We start from the raw sequence: 19,639 nt of genomic DNA, 5'->3' as shown, positions 1-19,639 counted from the left end.
AAATACTCCTTTTTAACCTTTTATTTGCGCCTGTACTTGTTCTTGTGTTGGTGCTTGTTGTGTTGTTTGTGTCTTGCCAGAAAGCTGAGCAATCACTTCTTCTTTTGGTCCATTTAAAACAATTTGATTTTTATTAACCACAATCAAACGATCTACTAATTCTATCATTTCCATCTTATGTGTCACCAATACCAAAGTATCTTCAGGTTTAATAGTTTGCTTAAACATATTAATCAATAACGCTTCTAAGTTTCTATCAACTGATGCAGTTGGCTCATCCAGTAACCATACTTTTGGTTTACGCAACACTACGCGAGTTAAGTTTAATAATTGCTTTTGTCCGCCAGATAAACCTAAGCCGCCTTCAAAAATTTCATGCTCCAAGCCTTTTTCGCTAGCAGTGATGACACTGTCCAATAATCCCGTCATTTTTGCTGCTGCTAAGATTTTTTCATCACCTGGGTCAACCAAGCCAAGAATCAAATTTTCTCTTACTGTGCCTTTAAATAAACGCCCTTCCTGCTGTAAAAAACCAATGTTTTCAGCCAATATTGGCTTAGAGATGTGTGCCAAATCAATATCATTCATCATTATTCTGCCCACATTCGGCTTATACATACCACTTAGCAAACGCAATAATGAAGTTTTTCCAGAACCAATCGGACCTAAAACCCCAACCTTTTCACCTGCCTTAATAGTAAGCTCTGGCAACACTAATGCTATTTTTTCACCATGATTAAATTGAGTTTTCGCTTCAATAAAGTAGTCAATCTTTAAATTTTCAGGAATAATTGGCTGTTCAATGCCGTCATGATCACACTTTAAATCCCAAATAACATCAAGGGAACGAATGGCTGATTTGGTGTTTGCCCATTGCACCAAATGTGCAGGAATTTGAGCCACTGGTGCAAGAATTCTACCCGATAAAATAGAACAAGCAATCAATCCACCCATAGTTAAACCGCCACCACCAATCATCATTGCACCTGTTGCCACCATAAGCACAAATGAAGATTGTTGAAAAAGTGCGACCATATATTGAGATTGGTCAGTCATTCGCTTCATCTCTAAATCATAGCCACGCCCTTCATCGGTAACATTCATCCAGTTTGAAAGCATACGCCAACCGCCTTGTCCCGACTTGATAGTTTCCGCACCTTCCACTGATTCTACCAACATACCCACTTTAAGATTCACTGACTCGTTAATGTTGTCTGCCAAATTCTCAATTTTTTTATGAAAATACAGTCCCGTGAGTGTTGCAATCACAAAAAATGCAACTGGCACAAGTGCCAATTTACCTGCAATGGCAACAATCAATAAGACATAAAACAAGATAAATGGCACATCCACCACTAAATAGGTAGTAATAGTTGACAAGAAAGCACGCACTGACTCATAACCACGCATTTGCGATGCTAAACTACCGACACTTTTAGGAAGTTGATCCATGCGTAATGCTAAAAATCGTTTATACACATCTCTAGAAAGACGCCTGTCAATATTCTCAATCAGTTTTTCATACAAACCTGCACGCACCAGTTTGGCAAAGAAATCTAACAATGTCAACACCAACACGCCAATAGTTAGCACCATTAAAGTTTGTGCCGCACCTGTTGGCACAACCCTATCATATACTTGCATTGAATAAAAAGCACTGGCAACTGCGATTACATTAATAAACACACCTGCTATAGAAGCGTCAATTAACCATTTTTTATGGATGATAATCTCATTTTTAACCATTTGAAAAATTCGACTTTCGCCAACATCAAGTTTTTTCTTCATTTTTAAAGAAAAAATCTCGTATTCTTTCAAATCATCAATAACCAACTCTAACCAGTTTTGTTGCTCAGCAGAAAACCATTCACCAACCCATTCACCTTTAGAATTTTGGCTTTTAAGAATGCCCCAACCTTGTCCTGCGTCAAAAATTAATAAAGGCAACAAAGAGGGATCTTTAAGTGTATTTACTTTCTTTGGAGAAGGTAACAGTAACTCTGAGAAAATGCCTTTCAACATTACCAGTCTGCTTACTGATTCATCATACTTATCTTCAACAACTTGTTGTAATTCTACTCTGTCAAAACGCGAGCGTTGCAATTGTGACAAGCGTTGTAAACATATTAATAAATTCTGTTTTATGTTATCTTTTGACATATTTTTTTATCCAAAGGGCATCAGTTAAAAAGAACTTTAGGTTACTCTAAACCAAGCACCAAAAACTTATTTAAAAACTGAATGAGGGTTATTTACTAGATTTTGATTTAACAACCTTTTTAACACCCTTTCTCTTAGGAAGTTTTCCATCTACAAGGGTTGTCTCAAGGACAATATCTGCAAAAGTTGATTTTTTAACTCTACTAGAGACAGGTTTAGCGGTTTTCAAAACTGGTTTAGTGATTTTTGACTTGACTTGATCTTGTTTAACTTGAGTTGCAGAAATTCCTTTAAACATAGAAACTTTGCTCGTTTTCTTTTCACCAGAAGACTCTCCTATAGTACAGCCTTGAAGGGAAAACAACGACAATACCACTACTAAAATATTTCTAATTTTCATACATACTCCATTTTTTTAAAATCATTAATTTTTACCACTATCTGCTCAGTAAAACTCTCTTGTATTTATTGTGCTTTTGACGCGACTTTTTCTTAACTCCGCTGATTATAAATACTTTTTCCTTGGAAAGGGGGGTATTTTTTTATTTTTTTATTATTTTTGTTGATTTTGCTTGTTGTGCCTTTCACAAGAGGTACAAGATTATTGACAATATTTATCTTATGTTGATTGGCAGGGCGTTGGGTGGAAGTGGTATTTTTCTTAATTACCAATCTTGCCTTCCTTGGCTTTTTATTTTTAATTTTCTCACTTATTAGTCTTTCTTTTTTTTGCTTTCGCTAATTTGATTTTTTTTAATAATTTTGAAAGACTGTTTGACTCTTTGATTCTAGGTTTTAATGAGACCTTTGCATAAATAGGGATGATTAGCAAAATGACAGATTTTATTAAATTGGAAATTTTTTAAATCCACTCCTAGCAGGGCTAAGGGTGTTTTTAAAAAGTTTGTAATTTGATGAAAGATGGCGTTTTGATGATTATTCATATTTATGCAAAGGTCTCAATATAGGTTTAACGCCATTAATACTGTTATTTATTGCTTTAGGCTCAATCTTATCAATAATTTTTTTAATCGAAACTGGGGTTGATATTTGTGAAGTTGGCGACTTGTTAATTGCCTTTAGCTTGAGTAAAGGTTTTTGAGTTTTTGGTTTAGTTATCACCTGATGAGGTGTCAAAATCACTTTCTCAATCATTATCTTTGGACTGGGTTTAGCTGCTTTAACAATTGGCGTATTGACAATTGGAGTTGAGGCTATAGATGTCCTAGGTGCAATAATAGAGGTTTTTTTCTTTAGTAGGCTCGCTTGTTTAGAGGGCGTTAATTTGCGTGGATTATTTTATTTTTTATTGGTAATTGGCGTTTCTTTCACTTTGATTAATACTGGCGCAATATTTACCTTTTGTTGTTCAGCTTTCTTTATTAATTTTGTTTTTAGATTTTTTTTATTCTCTTCTTCTTGATCCAGAAGTTTTACAAAGGTTATGAAATCTCTTTTCTTTAAAGAAGTTTTAAAGATTTGATGAGTGCTGTCAATATCAAGATGCCACATAACTTTTTCTACTGGTTTTTCAGTAGGTATAACAAAATTTAACATCTTGTCGATTGGACCTTGTGCTTCTTTAAGTTTAATTTCTGGATGCCAAAGCATTTTATCTGTTTGATTAAATATTGGGCTCTCGCTAGATACCAAAATATTGCTAATATCTTCAACATGGATAAAAATACGCCAATTTACCAATATTGTTTCACCATAGACACCTGCCAATTGAGATTCTAATTGAGAAACTTCACGAATAGAGTTCATTACCTCTTGCCATGATTTTCTACCTGCTAAAAATTGTCGATAATAGGACTTTCGGACTTTCTCAGTATTGGCTAACGATGACTCGAGCAACGCTTTTTGTTTTTCCAAAGAAATAGAAGACATCCAATCTAGTTCAATTTGTTGGGCTTCTTTGTTTTCTTCATCTTTAATTTTTGCCTGTAATGATTGATAGCGACTCTTGATTTGCCTAGTTTGTGAAAAGTTAGACAAGCCTGCACCAAAACTACTATTAAATTCAACAAAAACACGGTCTTCGCTTTTAGCATCCTTAGTATTAAAATTGCCCCATTGGCGTTCTAATTTAAGATTAATGCCTGGATAAAGTCTAGCACGACTTTGCTCTAATTCAGCTTTAACTACCAAACTTTCTGCCTTAATTTGTTTAACTTTAGGACTCATTAGCAGGGCTCTTTTGCGTAACTTGTTTCGATTATTCTCAAACTTAATAATACTAAAATCTTTAATTAAATCTTTTGGGTTTAGGGAGGCGCCTAACAATTCTTCCAAGCGCAACAGACTATTTTTATGTTGAATAATAGCCGAATTAAGTCCTGCATCCGCCTGAGTCGAACGAGAATTTGCCAAGTTTAAATCGCTACTAGAAGATAGACCTTGTTTAATACGACGCTTCAACCGAGCACGCAATACATCATGCTCTTCTTTGCTTTTTTTGTAAGATTCTTTTTTTAAATAACTATCATACCATCTACTATAAGCATTAATAACCCTTGAAGCCAGATCTTGTTGTGCAACCTTGGTTGATGCCCGAGCCGATAGAAGTCTAGCTCTTGATTTTTCCAAGCCTGCATCAATAGAGCCGCCCGCCCAAAGTGGTTGCGTTAAACTCAAGACTGAAACGCGCTCATCGCCATTATAACTAGCATCTGTATCAGAACTGCTAACCTGTCTAACTGAAAACTGAGGTGTTGGGAAATATTGCCATTTAGCACTGGTTACTTCATCTTTAGCCGAATCTTCTAAAAAAATACTACTCTTAATTGAAGGGTGGTAAGTAATTGCCTTGTTAATTAAACTTGGCAAACTAAATGCACCAGAGGCCTGTGTTTGTGCATTAGCACCAGCTGTCAAGATGCCAAATAAAAATACAGTAATTGTTACTTTATTATTCAAAATTATAAAACAATTAAATCGTTGCTACTTAACATTGCAGACAAATCAATACCTGTAACACCTGTCAAAGTAATTTCAATATCGGCAGTGAATGCACCACTATTACCTGTTGTGCCATTAGCATCAACTTTCACTATAGTATCGCTACCACTAACTTCACTAGTGATGAATTCAGATAAGGTAGAATTTGAATCGTAGCCTACCAGCAAATCTTTGATATCTAACTTATCAGTGCCTTTAGTGAAATCAGTAATAGTGTCATTACCGTCAGTTGTATTATTATAATCAAAAACATCGGAACCGCCATTGCCTGTCAATGTATCGGAACCGCCATTGCCTGTCAATGTATCGTTACCCAGCCCACCTACTAAAACATCCTTAAATGTGCTTCCAGTTAGTGTATCGTCACCTTTTGTGCCAATTTTTAAGTTATCAACCAGGTTACCTGCTTTGTCTTTTAAATAATAACTATCAGTACTGGGTTTGCTGTAGCTTACTTTAATATCATTAATATCATTTACCGATTCTTGAACAGTAAGCTGAACTTTGTTACCGTCCACTATTACACGACTAACTGAATTATCCTCAATAACAAATGAATTCCTTGCAGTGCTACTCGTTACATCAAAATTGTTCAAATCTTCACTAAAAGTCAAAATAATCGCATTGCCAGAACTTTCTATTGAACGATATTCAGGCACAATATTATCAATAACAACTTCAGAGCTAATCTCAGAAGTGGTTTTATTTTTAGCTTTATCAGTTTGACGAACTCTAATGTCTCGTGCGTCGTAAGTGGTATTCTTTGCTAATTGAAAAGAATAATCTGTGCTATCAGAATTGCTAATTTCATGTCCATCGCTATTCGTGCCACCAGATTCACTATCTGTAAAATCATAAGCGGTCCAACTATCGCCACCATTAAGTGTATATTCCCACCACGCACCTTTTTCTATATTACTTACTTCAATAGTAGAGTTACTAGTAATTTTATCGCTTGTAGATACGCCTGTATCCGTCAATGTAATAGTGGGTGAACTTACTACAGCATCAACAATAAAGTTCTTTGTATCTGATGCAACACTAATATTACCTGTTTTATCAACTATTTTAACATTCAGCCCATAATCTTTGCCTTCGACAGAGTTATCAAGATATAAAGTAGTATCTTTATAACCTCTGCCAATATCTGCCTGAGTTAGCCCAATAGTTGTTAGTAATTTGTCGCTATCTTTGGTATTATAATATTTTAATAAATCGCCTTCCACTGCTGCGTCAGTAAATTTTACTCTGACAACTAATCTCCTATCATCCGTAATCATATCATCATCAATAATGCCTTGATCGTCGCCTACATTGTCAGTAATACTTTCAATAATTGGCTTGGTTGGTGCAACATTATCAATGGTAAAAGTTTGTTCGCTAATAGCCACTAGAGAATTACCTGCCTTGTCTTGTAAGGCTTTAGTATTGTCAGTTTGTGTGTAAGATAACTTCAACTCAGTCGCAGCATTTATATCTGTTGTCATTATAATAATTACTTTCTTTCCGGTGGTAGTGACACTTTTAATATCACTATTGGCAACTTGATTGTTTCCAATAGAAATAGTGAATGAATTTTTATCAAAAGTCGGCAACTTAACTATATCTTCAGTAAAAGTTAAAACAATATGACTTTCAAATGCATTTGTATCTGTATTTTTAACTCTAAATATTTCTTCATCTTCGGTGCCGTCATATTCTACCGCTGTGCTATCAATTTTCCAGGCACTATTTTTAACTATATCATTTCCAGTATTGGCGTTACCTGCACTGTCAGTTTGTCTAACTTTGACACTACCTGCGGTATACTCAGTATTTTCATTTAGTTCAATCTCTGCCGCGCCCTTTTCGTCACTATCATAAGTAATAGTACTCGTAAGTGTTGTCCAGTTATCAGTGCTGCCATCTAAAATATATTCAACTTTAGCACCTTTTTCAATGTTACCAATTTTTATCGTCTTATTACTAGTGACACCATCTATACCACTTGTGCCAGTATCATCTTTTAAGCTCAGTGTTAATTTTTCAACATTACCGTCATAAACAATTGAACGCTCAGCCGACAATTCACCTTGGTTACCCACTTGGTCAATAATCTTTACCTTGAAGTTATAATCCTTATTGCTATTGCCCACGCCTGCACTCAAAGTTGATAATGCTACTTCTTTCCAACCCCTAGTAATATCCGTTTCAGTCAGTGTTGCATATTTGGAGTGTGTGTAACCTGTGCCGTCGTTTTTTATTATTTGAATTCTATCGCTTTTTTCTGCATCGCTACCTGTTAAAGAAATGCGAATAGTTGGCGTACTATCATTAGTTGTTTCGTTATTTTCAATGAGTTTATTGTTGCCAGTTACTTTATCAATACTTACTTTACCTGGTGCGATTGTGTCTAAGGTGTAAGACTGTTGAGAAATTGCACCCTTAGTATTATCAGCTACATCGCCCACACCCACCGTGTCAGCAGTAACGGAAAACTGAATAATATAGTCCCCTTCTTTTAAATCTTTATCCCATGAAATATCAAGGTTACTAACTTTATTAGTAATATCCTCCCAAGTCACGCCACTATCTACACTACCCCAAAGTTTTTCGCCACTAAGTGCCTTTTTAAGAGTTGCTGTAATGGTTTGAGTTTTGGTTTTAGTAATAAAATCACTGTTAGTATTGCTTGATCCATAAGTTGTATCATCACTAATCTCAATATCGGTAATATTGATTTCATACTGAGCAATGTAATCATCCAAATTGGTGCCTGACATATTATCTGTATTTTTACTCTTTGCTTGGTTTAAACCTGCTAAAAAGTCCCCTTTTGTTTCCTCATCCAGCACACCATTATCATCAATCTTAGTCGCTAAATTAGTCAAGACCGTTTGTGTGGTTTTAGTGGCGTTGCCATTACGGTCTTTAGTCTCCATACCAGAAATACCTGCCAATGCGTACCCTAGCACCTTAGCGCCAGCACTGGCAGAACTGTCATAACTGTCCGCATTAACCACTGCAGGTTTGGTGCTGCTAATATCCACACCCTCTGCGTTAAACGCCTTACCAACAGCTGTGTTGGCAGTAGCAAGGTCAGTTTTTATATCGTCAACATCGACCAATTTAGTTTTACCATCTAGCGTCTTGCGCACAATAATTTCAGTCAATGGATTAACCATTGCGGTAATATTACTCTTGCCATCTGACTTAACAATCACTCGTAACTCAGTCGTTAAATCTTTTTCCTCGCCCGTACCTTCGTCTATATAATCTTTTTTAGTGCCATCTGTGATTCTCAAAAGAATATAGCCTGTGTAATCTTTTTTAATTTCAATACTAAACGAACCGTCATCCTCAATAGTTACATCAGCATCTAATACATCACCATTTTTATCGTAAGCTGTTAATTTTAAATCGTGTCCCTTGACAACCTGCCCCGCACTAACACCTCCATTGATAATAAATTTCACTAGGCTGTCGCCACCGCCGCCACCACCGCCGCCACCGCCTGCTAATGCAAGTACACCTAAAGCACCTGTACCCATAGTAGATAAGGACCACGGAGTATCTGCACTATCATGTAATTGATCTAAAAATTGTGACAACGCACTTTCGCCAGAAGCCATTGCTTGAAGTGCCGCTTTATCACCGTAAACATAAACAATTTCAGTGCCGTCAGCTAAAACTTTGGACTGATTGTTGATTATGTGATATAGCCCACCCGCTGCGGGTAAAGAAACTACACAATTTAAATTAGTGCAATTTGAAAAGTAATTATCAAATATAACCGTAGTAGAGTTATCTAACGACAGTGTTAAATCATCGCCTACTTTCTTCGCAACAACATCAAAATCTGCATTTAATACTTTATTATCTTGTTGAAAGATAATTTGATAAGCTTCGCCACTTTTGACTTGAATATGTTTATCTTGAGTTTGCTTGATGACAATATTTTTTTGTCTTAGAGCACCAGAATTGATTGCTTGTTGCACTGTAATTTGTTGATTTTTTGCCACTATCTTTTTCCCAAAATAAAAATTATATTTATGTATGCTAACTCGTTAGCAAAATACTGAATGTCAGTATTATACATAATTAAAAAATAATGTCAGTATTATACATAATTAAAAAATATTTTCCCTATAGATATTACTTAAAAACGCCAGAAAGATTTATGTAATAACGCCATTAGCGTCAAAATTTCCAAACGACCAAGAAGCATGGAAAAGCTAAGAATCCATTTCGCGGTGTCACTGATAGTAGTATAGTTAGCGGCGACTTTACCAAGTCCAGGGCCAAGATTATTGATACTAGCAGCGGTGGCGGAGAAACTACTGACTTGATCCAATCCTGTGAGCATTAAGGCAATCATAATGCCAAAAAAAGCAATAATATAAAGGGCAAAAAATCCCCAGACTGAAGTTAAAGTGCTGGCAGGGACACTTTTTTTGTTGAGTTTAATATTGATTTGAGCATTGGGGTGGATAAATTGTTTAATTTCTTTGGCAGCCAGTTTAAACATTAATAATACTCTAACTACTTTAATACCGCCTCCAGTCGAACCTGCAGATGCGCCAATAAAACTGGCAAAAATAAGTAACACGGGCAATGCCATACCCCATAATGAAAAATTGGTAGAGGCAAAACCTGTAGTAGTCGCCATGGAAACACTTTGGAAAATACCATATCTGAATGCTTCGCTAAAGCTTGCATATTGTCCCGTATTAAGCAAGTAAACAAAAACTACCAATGTTAAGGCAACAAGAAAGGCGGTATAAGTTTTAAATTCTGAATCTAGGTAATAATGATTAATATGGTTTTGACGCCAAACGAAAAAATGCAGGGAAAAATTAATACCTGCAAAGAACATAAACACCACAGCAACCATCTCAATAAGTGCAGAGTCAAAATACCCAATAGAAGCATCATACGGGGAAAAACCACCGATAGCAACAGTAGAATAACTATGCACGATAGCATCAAACGCACCCATCCCTGCAAGGTAGTAAGCCAATCCACAAGCAACAGTAAAACCAATATAAATTAGCCACAAGACTTTGGCGGTTTGGGTCAATTTTGGGGTTAATCGGTCTTTAGAAATACCGCTGGATTCTGCATGATAAAGTTCCATACCGCTGACGCCCAACATCGGCAAAATTGCCAATGCCAAAACGATGATACCCATACCGCCAAGCCATTGTAATTGTTGACGGTAATAAAGAATGGATTTTGGTAAATCATCCAGCCCAGAAATCACTGTTGCCCCCGTGGTAGTCAGCCCCGACATTGACTCAAAAAACGCATCACTAAAGGACATTATCAATACATCAGAGAGTAAAAATGGGATAGTCGCAAACAGCGATAATACAAACCAAAAACTCACTACTACAAGAATACCTTCGCGAATTCTAAACTCTTTTTTAGTTTTCCTGAACGGTAGCCAAAGTGCAAAACCACTGACTAATGTGGCTAAAAATGCTACCACAAATTCTGAAGAATGTTGCTGTGCATAAATTACATCCACCACTACGGGTGGTAACTGTGTCAGACTGAAAACCATCAACAACAAACCAATGGTTTTAAATACGATACTAAATTGCATGATTAAAAATATCCCTCAAATAATTCTTCTACTTGGTGAATTTTACTGACATCGCTTAACACCAAAACCACATGGTCAAATTCTTCAATAACTAAGATTCTAGATGCCATAATCACTTCATCACCTCGCACAATTGAACCAATGACAACTCCTTCAGGCAGGTTAATTTGCTCAATGGATTTACCCACAACATCGGAATGATCTTTATCTCCATGCACGATTACTTCAATTGCCTCTGCTTTGCCATTGCGTAGCGAATGCACTCTCATTGTATCGCCTTTGCGAATGTGTGACAAAATGCCAGAAGTGGTGATTTGGTCAGGGGAAATGACAATATCAACATAGTCATTTTGGGTGGCTAAATCTTCGTAAATATTGCGTTTTACCAAAGCAATGGTTTTGTGTGCACCGAGCCGTTTTGCCAAAATGGAGGACAATACATTAATCTCATCGGAATCAGTCAGTGCTAAAAATAAATCTGTTTGCTCAATGCCTTCTTCTTTAAGTAAATCCTCGTCGGAGGCGTTGCCACGCAAAACAATGGTATTTTCCAGTTTATCGGCAATTTCAACAACGCGTTCTTTGCCAAGTTCAATAATATGAATATTGTGATTTTGTTCTAAATATCTGGCAAGATTTAGTCCAATCAAGCCGCCGCCTGCAATCATAATATTTTTATACGGTGTATCAACGCGTCTAAACTCACGCAGTATCTTGGATATACTTTCTTTTTTGGTAACAAAATACACGCGGTCGCCATCTTTAATCACCGTATCGCCATAGGCTGGAATTGCCTGTCCATTACGGTAAATACTGACGATACGCATTTTTGTTTTTGGTAAATGTGCGTGTAAATCTTTAATCGGATGCCCAACAATAGGAGTGCCCGCATAAGCTTTGGTTTCGACCAATTGCACCAATCCATTTTCAAATTCATACACTTGTTCAGCCCCAGGCTCTTCCACCATTCGCTTGATAAAATTGGTTACTAATTCTTCTGGGGTGATAACAAAATCAATCGGGGCAATGGCTTTAAATTCAGCTTGATTAAGATATTCAGAGGTGCGAATACGGGCAATTTTTTTGCCAACTTTAAAGATAGTGTCGGCAATTTGACAGGCTAAAATGTTACGCTCATCAGATTTGGTAACGGCAATCACTAAGTCTGTCGTTCTGATGCCTGCTTCTTCCAAAATATTTGGATATGAAGCATACCCACAAACAGTTTTAATGTCTAAATGGCGTGCAAGATCTGATAAATTAGCGACATCTTTATCAATAACGGTAATTTCATTTTCATCGTCTTTATTTAGATATTTTGCCAAAGACGCACCCACTTGCCCCGCCCCCAATATTAATATTTTCATTTTTTGTCAATCCCCAAATCTTTTAACTTACGATATAGTGTGGTTCTTTCCAATCCTGCAATGTCTGCAACCTTGGCAATATTATGGTTATTTTCATTGAGATGATGGGCAAAATATTGTTTTTCAAAAATATTCCTCACGGTTTTTAAAGGCAAATCAAAATTCATCCCCTGCATCGCCTGCTCATTTTCATTGGCTTTTTCAGAAAGTAATTTACGCACCAACGGTAAAATATCGTGTAACGGTTTTTTAAGAAAATCAACCGCACCAAGTTTGATGGCTTTGACCACATCTTGGTGCTCTGCATGGCCTGACATCATCACTATAGGCATTGAAAACCCAGCATTCATCCATTCCTCTAACAGAGACATTCCGTCTTGCCCTGGCATCCAAACATCCATCATAATCAAATCAAATGATTGGGTTTTGACAATGATTTTTGCCTCAGCGGCATTAGCAGCCAAAACCACGCTGTAATTGACATCTTCAAGCGTGTCTTTGATGGTTTCAGAGTTAATTTGTTCGTCGTCAATAATAAGAATATTTCCAATTATCATCCTTTCTCCTTTATGTGTTCAAATTCAATGGTAACAACCGCTCCGTGTGGCTTGACATTAGCAGCAAAAATGCGTCCGTCATGCTGTTCAATAATATTTTGCACAATTGCCATTCCCAAGCCACTGCCTTTGGCTTTGGTGGTAACATATGGTTCAAATACCGACTCCAATATTGACTCTGCAAAGCCGTCGCCATTGTCTTCAATACTTAGGCGCACTATACGCTCATCTTTTATGTATTTAGTGGTAATACGCACAATCAAATCACGCCCGTCTTCAGCAGCTTCGATGGCGTTTTTAACTAAGTTAATCAACACTCTAGAAATGCTGTTAGCATCTAAGAATAATTCAGGTACATCGCCTGATAAATCAAACTCAATACTAATATGATTTTGTGCCTCATATAAAGCAATAGATTGATTAACAAGTGCATTAAGGTCCAATAATTTACGCTCAATTTGAGGGGTATTTGCGTAGTCGGCAAAGGCGCTGACCATAGCATCCATTGACTTCACTTGGTCAATGATAACGGTAGTGGTTTTATCGACAATTTCTAAATCTTTGCCTTTAAGTGTGCCTAAGAATTTGTTTCTTAATCGTTGCGCGGATAATAAAATCGGCGTTAGTGGGTTTTTAATTTCGTGTGCCATTCGTACTGCTACCCCACCCCATGCAGCTTTTTTCTGTGCACGGTGTAGTTTAGTAATGTCTTTAATGATAATGACATAGCCCAATGTTTTGTCATCGTCATTTAGGACTGCACCTTGGCAAGATAAGAGGATATGGCGGTCAGGTAGTGCCACCTCAATCTCTTCACTCCACTCATTTTCCCCTTGATCAAATCTATCTTGAATGATGAAAAATAGTGGCTCAAGGTAAGTATTTTTTTCCGCAATATTACTATAAAAACTACCCACAAATTGTTGCTCTTCTTGAATGGATAATATTTTGCTAATCACTGGATTAATAAACTGAATATTTTTATTTTGATCCAAGCCAATCACACCAAATGAATATTTGAGAATGGTTTCTAAATAGATATTATGAGTGCTAAGTCCTTGTCGTGATTGTTGGATTTGTTTTGACATTTCATTAAATTGCTCAATCAGACGACGCACATCTTTGCTCTTTTCTTTATTGCGAACCATTACCCCGTAATTCCCCTTGGCAATTTCTTTGGTCGCAAGTGAGAGATTTTGCATTGGGCGCATCAAATGGTCAATCAATCTTAGGACAATCAGTAGCATACTCAAAATTGTCAATAAAATGGTGGAGGAAAAATCCAGTAAAAAGCGTTTTTGCGTAATCGAAGTATTAACATCAAAAACAATAGCAGAGGCAAAATTATAAAAGCTTTTGACCTTCCCTAAAAAATGCAATAAATGAGGGTCAGTAGCATACACAGCAGTTAAATCCAGAGTTTTTTTCTTATCGGATTTTTTGTCTAAATATTGGGTGGACATTTGCACTTGAAACAATTTTAATTCTTCATCCTCAAAAGCAACTAAATTCTGCTGACTAGAAAGTGACTGATTATCTTCCACTACACAAGTATTGTTTTGACTGACTTTTGCAATAATTTCATCTTTTTCATTTTTAAGCACCAATGAACAAGCATATCTTTTATCAATCAAACCTTGAACAAAAGTTCGCATTTTATTGTCGTAATTTTCTGTACTTCCTTGGAAATTAGAATAACTTTGAATTTGTTGCAATAGTACTTTAGTGAAATCAATATAACGGTCATCTCTAACCACTTGTAAACCTTGATATAAAGTATTGATTTGACCTAAAAAATTCTTGTTAAAATTATTATAAGTCTGCTCAGATCGTTCAACATTATCGTGAATAGTTTGGAATGAAAATAGATAAAAAGATAACACAGGGGCAATTGTCAATAAAGGCACAATTTTGATAAATGACCAAGTAAAACGCGCACCAATAACGCCATTTTTGCTATCCTTTTTGAGTTTGGCAACCGCAAAAAACAAATAATAACTCGCAACAATAAGTGCGACTATATTATAGGATACCAATATCCACCACCAATCTTTAATCAACTCTGGATTGAGTCCCATATAAGACAATCCGCCGAGTGAGATTAAGAAAACCATCGCCCAAGTCCATTTATCGGGTGTTTTCCTAGTGGCAAAATCCTGCTTAAAAATCATCGTTTACTAATACTGTCATTACAATAATGCGCTGATTATCGCATAAAAATCACCGTTGTAATCATTTGTTGCTAAAATGCGACAAATGATTATAAATAATAATGAATTAGCCGAATTTTTACATCGTATTAAAGATGAGACCGAGTTGGCAATTGATACTGAATTTAAGTGGGTGAGCACCTTCTATCCACAATTGTGTTTATTGCAAATTGCAACTGAGAAGGAAGCCGAATGTATTGATATTTTAGCGATTGAGGACTTACAACCTTTGTTTAATAAAATTTATCAGCCTGATGTACTATGGATTGCCCACGCTGCGCGTAACGATATTGAAGTATTATACCAATATTCAAAACAACTGCCTGCATATGTTTTTGATACACAAATTGCCCCCGATTTATTGAAGGATTTGCGTCCAGAAGATAGTAATTTCGGGGCACAAATATCGTATCAAGCACTGACAGAAATTTTGCAAGGAGTGGTTTTGGACAAGGCTTATACTCGACTAGATTGGACGACTCGCCCTTTGCCTGAAAAAGCGGTGGAATATGCGTTAGATGATGTAGTTTATTTGATTAAAAATTATGCACAACTAAAAACCTTGCTTGAAAATGAGCGAAAGCTGGATTGGCTAATGCAAGAAGGGAAATCTATGCTTGATATTAGACTATATGAAACGGATATTTTTCAATCTTGGACTCGTGTCAAAGGGTTTTCTCGTATCCCTAAACATTTACATACGCTTGCAGTGCAGTTGGCAGGCTGGCGAGAACGGATGGCAATTGATAAAAATAAGCCAAGACGCTGGATAATGACGGACAATAATTTAATTAATATCACAATGGGGAAAACGCAATTAAATGATGACAAGCGACGAAAATTTGAGAGTTTTTTGACTGAAAATCCTTATGAAATTGAGCTGGATACACGCAAAAATATACTGCCAACACCTGAGGAAAAAGCACAGAAACTGATTTTGCAAAAACTCATTCAAGAAAAAGCAAATCAGTATAATTTGACAATAGAAGTTATTGCAAGTGGCAAAACTTTGTTAAGATACATTCGTGGCGACCAGTCGGTGAATTTTCTCAGCGGTTGGCGTTTTGATTTATTAAAAGAGGAGTTAGAAAATGCAAAATAGTTTGAAACCAGTATCGGCGGGTAATATCCCCGATGAAGTCAATGTTATTATCGAAATCCCTGCGAATTCATCGCCAGTTAAATACGAAATTGACAAAGAGACAGGAGCAATGTTCGTTGATAGATTTATCTCAACCCCAATGTTTTACCCATGTAATTATGGCTTCGTGCCTGACACTTTATCTGATGACGGCGACCCAGCAGATGTATTGGTCATCACCCCTTATCCGCTGATTCACGATTCGGTAATTACTGCCCGCCCCGTTGGCGTGTTACGGATGACTGACGAAGAAGGGCAAGACTACAAAATTTTAGCAGTACCAACTGATAAACTGTGCAAATCTTATGCTGATATCAAGGATATTAGCGATGTTAACAGCGTTTTAAAAGACCAAATCGAACATTTTTTTACCTACTACAAAGACCTTGATAAAGAAAAATGGGTAAAAATTGACGGCTGGGGTAATGTAAATGAGGCAAAACAAGAATTACAAGCCTCTGCTAACGCTTATCAAACTCACCTCCTCAGCACCCCCAACTCATTGTAAGAGGTTCAACCTCTTACATCAATGATGAAAAATAGTTTTCAAATTATTGGTGGAGTACATCGAGGACGGAAATTCTATTTTCCTGAGGCTGATGGTTTGCGTCCAAGCCCTAATAAAGTGCGTGAAACTTTGTTTAATTGGCTACAGTTTGAAACAGCAGGAAAAACTTTTTTAGATTTATTTTCTGGTAGTGGTGCTTTGAGTTTTGAAGCGATTTCTCGTGGGGCAAAACACATCGTCAGCGTTGAAAAAAATAATACTGCATTCGATTTTTTACAAGAAAATAAACGCTTATTAAAGGCAGACAATTTGACGATTTTTAACCAAGACGCGTTTGATTTTTTAGATAAAAAAAGCACAGAATGGTTTGATTTCATTTTATTAGATCCACCTTTTTACAAAAATTATTTAGAAAAAATTTTAAAATTAATGACAAAAAATGACTTTATTGCTAAAGATGGTAAAATCTACATAGAATCTGAGTTTGAGATAACGGATGATTTCCTAAAAAATGCGTTTACTATTAATAAACAAAAAAAATCAGGGGCAGTATATTATTGCTTGATACAACCATTATAACTATGAAAAAAATTGCAATTTATCCAGGGTCATTTGATCCGATTACCAACGGCCACATTGATTTAATAAAACGCGCCAGTAAACTATTTAATACAGTGATTATCGGCATCACACAAAACAGCAAAAAATCAGCTTTTTTGAGTATTAATGACAGGATTGAGAGTGTCAATACTGCATTACTAGGCATTGATAATATCAAAGTATTGAGTTTTAATACTTTATTAGTGGATTTTGCCAAAGCACAAAATGCGCAGATTATTTTGCGTGGTTTGCGTGCTGTAAGTGATTTTGAATACGAATTTCAACTCTCAGGAATGAACAAACATCTCAACCCTAATATCGAAACCCTGTTCATGACCCCTGCGGAGCAATATGCCAATATTTCCTCTTCATTAGTGAGAGAAATTTTATCTTTAGGTGGTGATATTAGTGCATTTGTGCCAAACAATGTGGAAAAATTACTAAAAACAAAAATTTAAAAAAATATTTTTTTTACTTTTTCTCTTGAATTTATTTTTTGTATCCTTACATAAGATTCATAAAATAACAAAAAACAGGAGAAAAAAATATGTCAAAAATTATTGGAATTGACTTAGGAACAACAAATTCATGCGTTGCCATTATGGAAGGTGGCAGCGTAAAAATCATTGAAAACTCTGAGGGTGATCGCACCACCCCGTCTATTATTGCATTCCCAAAAGACTCAGAAGAAGTTTTAGTTGGTCAATCAGCTAAACGCCAAGCGGTTACCAACCCTGAAAATACTTTGTATGCGATTAAACGATTAATTGGTCGTCGTTTTGATGAAAAAGCGGTGCAAAAAGACATTGATTTAGTACCTTATAAAATTGTTAAAGCAGACAATGGCGATGCGTGGGTTGAAATAAATGGTAAGAAAATGGCAGCCCCTGAAATTTCTGCAAAAGTCATTGGTAAGATGAAAAAGACGGCTGAAGATTACCTTGGTGAGAAAGTAACGGAAGCGGTAATTACCGTACCTGCTTACTTTAATGACTCACAAAGACAGGCGACTAAAGATGCGGGTAAGATTGCAGGTTTGGATGTTAAACGCATTATTAATGAGCCAACTGCGGCAGCATTGGCTTATGGTGTGGATAAATCAACTGGTGATAAAACTGTTGCTGTATATGATTTAGGTGGCGGTACATTCGATGTATCTATCATTGAAATGGAAGACATTGATGGTGAGAAGCACTTTGAAGTATTGTCAACGAATGGTGATACTTTCTTGGGTGGTGAAGATTTTGACCAGCGTATTATGGATTTCTTGGTTGAAGAATTTAAAAAAGAGCAAGGTGTTGATTTAAAAAATGATCCAATGGCATTACAACGCTTGAAAGAAGCGGCAGAAAAAGCAAAAATTGAGTTATCTTCTTCTGAACAAACTGAAGTTAATCTTCCGTATGTAACAGCCGATGCGTCAGGCCCTAAACACCTTAATATTAAATTGACGCGTGCCAAGTTAGAGTCGTTAGTTGAAGACCTAATCAAGCGTTCAATTGACCCTTGTCAAATTGCGTTAAAAGATGCAGATTTGACTGCCAAAGACATTGATGAAGTAATTATTGTTGGTGGCTCTACGCGTATGCCAAAGGTACAGGAAGAGGTAAAAAAGTTTTTCGGCAAAGAGCCTAAAAAAGATGTCAATCCTGATGAAGCAGTGGCAATGGGTGCCGCTATTCAAGCAGGTGTTTTGGGTGGTGATGTCAATGATGTATTGTTATTAGATGTGACTCCATTATCACTGGGTATTGAGACAATGGGTGGTATTATGACGAAGTTGATTGAGAAAAATACAACTATTCCGACGAATGCAAATCAGACTTTCTCAACGGCAGCCGATAATCAATCAGCGGTAACCATTCATGTATTACAAGGTGAGCGCGATGTAGCCAGTGCAAATAAATCACTTGGTCAGTTTAATTTAGAAGGCATCCCTAATGCACCAAAAGGTCAGCCCCAAATTGAAGTAACTTTGGACATTGACTCTGACGGTATCTTGAATGTGTCTGCTAAAGACCAAAATACTGGCAAAGAGCAGAGCATTACCATTAAAGCATCGAGTGGTTTAAGCGATGAAGAAGTTGAAAAAATGATTAAAGATGCGGAAGCTAATGCTGAGGAAGATAAAAAATTCCAAGAACTAGTAACTTCACGCAATATGGCAGATTCATTGGTGCATTCCACTAAACAGATGTTGGACGATTTGAAAGACGAAACTTCGGAAGAAGAAAAATCAGCGATTGATACAGCGATTGCAGAACTTGAAGAAGCTATAAAAGGCGAAGACAAAGAAGCTATTGATGCAAAAGTACAGTCTTTGAGTGAGGCAGCACAGCCATTAGCTGAAAAAGCACAAGCGAAAGCAGGTGGCGGTGCAGAAGGTGGCGATGGATTTACCGATGCAGCGAATGCAGGCGCTAAAGATGACGATGTGGTAGATGCAGACTTTGAAGAAGTGGACAACGACAAGAAATAAAATCCACTTTTAAAATCATCAGTAATTAACCTTCTTTTACAGAGGGTTTTTTACTTTTATTGAAGGAAA

At 36.5% G+C, this 19,639-nt stretch carries 15 protein-coding genes; 5 read left to right on the top strand and 10 right to left on the bottom strand.

Annotated elements, in window-relative coordinates; translation table 11 throughout:
• Positions 1–12 precede the first annotated feature (12 nt).
• The 10 genes from AB8525_RS08590 to AB8525_RS08545 all read right to left on the bottom strand — a co-directional run bounded on the left by AB8525_RS08590 (position 13) and on the right by AB8525_RS08545 (position 14,803).
• Complete coding sequence (locus AB8525_RS08590) at positions 13–2,160, bottom strand: ATP-binding cassette domain-containing protein (protein WP_369177411.1); 2,148 nt, start codon at positions 2,158–2,160, stop codon at positions 13–15.
• A gap of 88 nt (positions 2,161–2,248) precedes the next feature.
• On the bottom strand, positions 2,249–2,560 hold the full coding sequence (locus AB8525_RS08585) for a hypothetical protein (RefSeq protein ID WP_369150946.1): 312 nt from the start codon (positions 2,558–2,560) through the stop codon (positions 2,249–2,251).
• A gap of 388 nt (positions 2,561–2,948) precedes the next feature.
• A complete protein-coding gene (locus AB8525_RS08580) occupies positions 2,949–3,104 on the bottom strand; it encodes a hypothetical protein (RefSeq protein WP_369150944.1) in 156 nt (51 codons plus the stop codon).
• Positions 3,097–3,315 carry a hypothetical protein gene (locus AB8525_RS08575; protein ID WP_369177409.1) on the bottom strand — a complete coding sequence of 73 codons (219 nt, stop codon included), beginning with the start codon at positions 3,313–3,315 and terminating at the stop codon, positions 3,097–3,099. Before AB8525_RS08575 ends, AB8525_RS08580 begins: the two co-directional genes overlap by 8 nt.
• A 144-nt stretch (positions 3,316–3,459) precedes the next feature.
• Complete coding sequence (locus AB8525_RS08570; protein WP_369177408.1) at positions 3,460–5,079, bottom strand: TolC family protein; 1,620 nt, start codon at positions 5,077–5,079, stop codon at positions 3,460–3,462.
• 2 nt (positions 5,080–5,081) lie between these two features.
• Positions 5,082–9,122, bottom strand: coding sequence for a hypothetical protein (locus AB8525_RS08565; protein ID WP_369177406.1), 4,041 nt, complete (start codon positions 9,120–9,122; stop codon positions 5,082–5,084).
• 137 nt (positions 9,123–9,259) lie between these two features.
• Entirely contained in the window at positions 9,260–10,708 is a 1,449-nt protein-coding gene (locus AB8525_RS08560) for a TrkH family potassium uptake protein (protein ID WP_369177404.1), read from the bottom strand.
• A gap of 2 nt (positions 10,709–10,710) precedes the next feature.
• A complete protein-coding gene (gene trkA / locus AB8525_RS08555) occupies positions 10,711–12,075 on the bottom strand; it encodes a Trk system potassium transporter TrkA (protein WP_369177402.1) in 1,365 nt (454 codons plus the stop codon).
• Positions 12,072–12,632, bottom strand: a complete 561-nt coding sequence (locus tag AB8525_RS08550; protein WP_369177400.1) for a response regulator — start codon at positions 12,630–12,632, stop codon at positions 12,072–12,074. The genes trkA and AB8525_RS08550 overlap by 4 nt, the downstream gene beginning before the upstream one ends.
• Positions 12,629–14,803, bottom strand: a complete 2,175-nt coding sequence (locus AB8525_RS08545; RefSeq protein WP_369177399.1) for a PAS domain-containing sensor histidine kinase — start codon at positions 14,801–14,803, stop codon at positions 12,629–12,631. The genes AB8525_RS08550 and AB8525_RS08545 overlap by 4 nt, the downstream gene beginning before the upstream one ends.
• A gap of 85 nt (positions 14,804–14,888) precedes the next feature.
• On the opposite strand from AB8525_RS08545, the gene AB8525_RS08540 reads away from it, so the two are divergent.
• From AB8525_RS08540 to dnaK, 5 genes are all read left to right on the top strand, one after another.
• Positions 14,889–15,944 carry a ribonuclease D gene (locus AB8525_RS08540; protein ID WP_369177397.1) on the top strand — a complete coding sequence of 352 codons (1,056 nt, stop codon included), beginning with the start codon at positions 14,889–14,891 and terminating at the stop codon, positions 15,942–15,944.
• Positions 15,934–16,491, top strand: a complete 558-nt coding sequence (ppa, locus tag AB8525_RS08535) for an inorganic diphosphatase (protein WP_369177395.1) — start codon at positions 15,934–15,936, stop codon at positions 16,489–16,491. The genes AB8525_RS08540 and ppa overlap by 11 nt, the downstream gene beginning before the upstream one ends.
• Positions 16,492–16,512: 21 nt before the next feature.
• Positions 16,513–17,070, top strand: coding sequence for a 16S rRNA (guanine(966)-N(2))-methyltransferase RsmD (gene rsmD, locus AB8525_RS08530; RefSeq protein ID WP_369150927.1), 558 nt, complete (start codon positions 16,513–16,515; stop codon positions 17,068–17,070).
• A gap of 2 nt (positions 17,071–17,072) precedes the next feature.
• On the top strand, positions 17,073–17,549 hold the full coding sequence (gene coaD / locus AB8525_RS08525; protein WP_369150924.1) for a pantetheine-phosphate adenylyltransferase: 477 nt from the start codon (positions 17,073–17,075) through the stop codon (positions 17,547–17,549).
• An 89-nt stretch (positions 17,550–17,638) separates the two neighbouring features.
• Positions 17,639–19,570, top strand: a complete 1,932-nt coding sequence (gene dnaK / locus AB8525_RS08520; RefSeq protein ID WP_369177393.1) for a molecular chaperone DnaK — start codon at positions 17,639–17,641, stop codon at positions 19,568–19,570.
• The last annotated feature ends 69 nt before the right edge of the window (positions 19,571–19,639 follow it).

Source organism: Candidatus Thiodubiliella endoseptemdiera, from assembly GCF_964212635.1.
GTDB classification, from domain to species: Bacteria; Pseudomonadota; Gammaproteobacteria; order PS1; family Pseudothioglobaceae; genus Thiodubiliella; species Thiodubiliella endoseptemdiera.
Note: the sequence above shows the minus strand (reverse complement) of the source record. Positions and strands in the feature narration are given on the sequence as shown.

What these genes read in the sequence shown, in the direction of transcription:
- AB8525_RS08590 (WP_369177411.1), bottom strand. Translation starts at nt 2,160, where the DNA reads ATGTCAAAAGATAACATAAAACAGAATTTATTAATATGTTTACAACGC.
- AB8525_RS08585 (WP_369150946.1), bottom strand. Translation starts at nt 2,560, where the DNA reads ATGAAAATTAGAAATATTTTAGTAGTGGTATTGTCGTTGTTTTCCCTT.
- AB8525_RS08580 (WP_369150944.1), bottom strand. Translation starts at nt 3,104, where the DNA reads ATGAATAATCATCAAAACGCCATCTTTCATCAAATTACAAACTTTTTA.
- AB8525_RS08575 (WP_369177409.1), bottom strand. Translation starts at nt 3,315, where the DNA reads ATGATTGAGAAAGTGATTTTGACACCTCATCAGGTGATAACTAAACCA.
- AB8525_RS08560 (WP_369177404.1), bottom strand. Translation starts at nt 10,708, where the DNA reads ATGCAATTTAGTATCGTATTTAAAACCATTGGTTTGTTGTTGATGGTT.
- trkA (WP_369177402.1), bottom strand. Translation starts at nt 12,075, where the DNA reads ATGAAAATATTAATATTGGGGGCGGGGCAAGTGGGTGCGTCTTTGGCA.
- AB8525_RS08550 (WP_369177400.1), bottom strand. Translation starts at nt 12,632, where the DNA reads ATGATAATTGGAAATATTCTTATTATTGACGACGAACAAATTAACTCT.
- AB8525_RS08545 (WP_369177399.1), bottom strand. Translation starts at nt 14,803, where the DNA reads ATGATTTTTAAGCAGGATTTTGCCACTAGGAAAACACCCGATAAATGG.
- AB8525_RS08540 (WP_369177397.1), top strand. Translation starts at nt 14,889, where the DNA reads ATGATTATAAATAATAATGAATTAGCCGAATTTTTACATCGTATTAAA.
- ppa (WP_369177395.1), top strand. Translation starts at nt 15,934, where the DNA reads ATGCAAAATAGTTTGAAACCAGTATCGGCGGGTAATATCCCCGATGAA.
- rsmD (WP_369150927.1), top strand. Translation starts at nt 16,513, where the DNA reads ATGATGAAAAATAGTTTTCAAATTATTGGTGGAGTACATCGAGGACGG.
- coaD (WP_369150924.1), top strand. Translation starts at nt 17,073, where the DNA reads ATGAAAAAAATTGCAATTTATCCAGGGTCATTTGATCCGATTACCAAC.
- dnaK (WP_369177393.1), top strand. Translation starts at nt 17,639, where the DNA reads ATGTCAAAAATTATTGGAATTGACTTAGGAACAACAAATTCATGCGTT.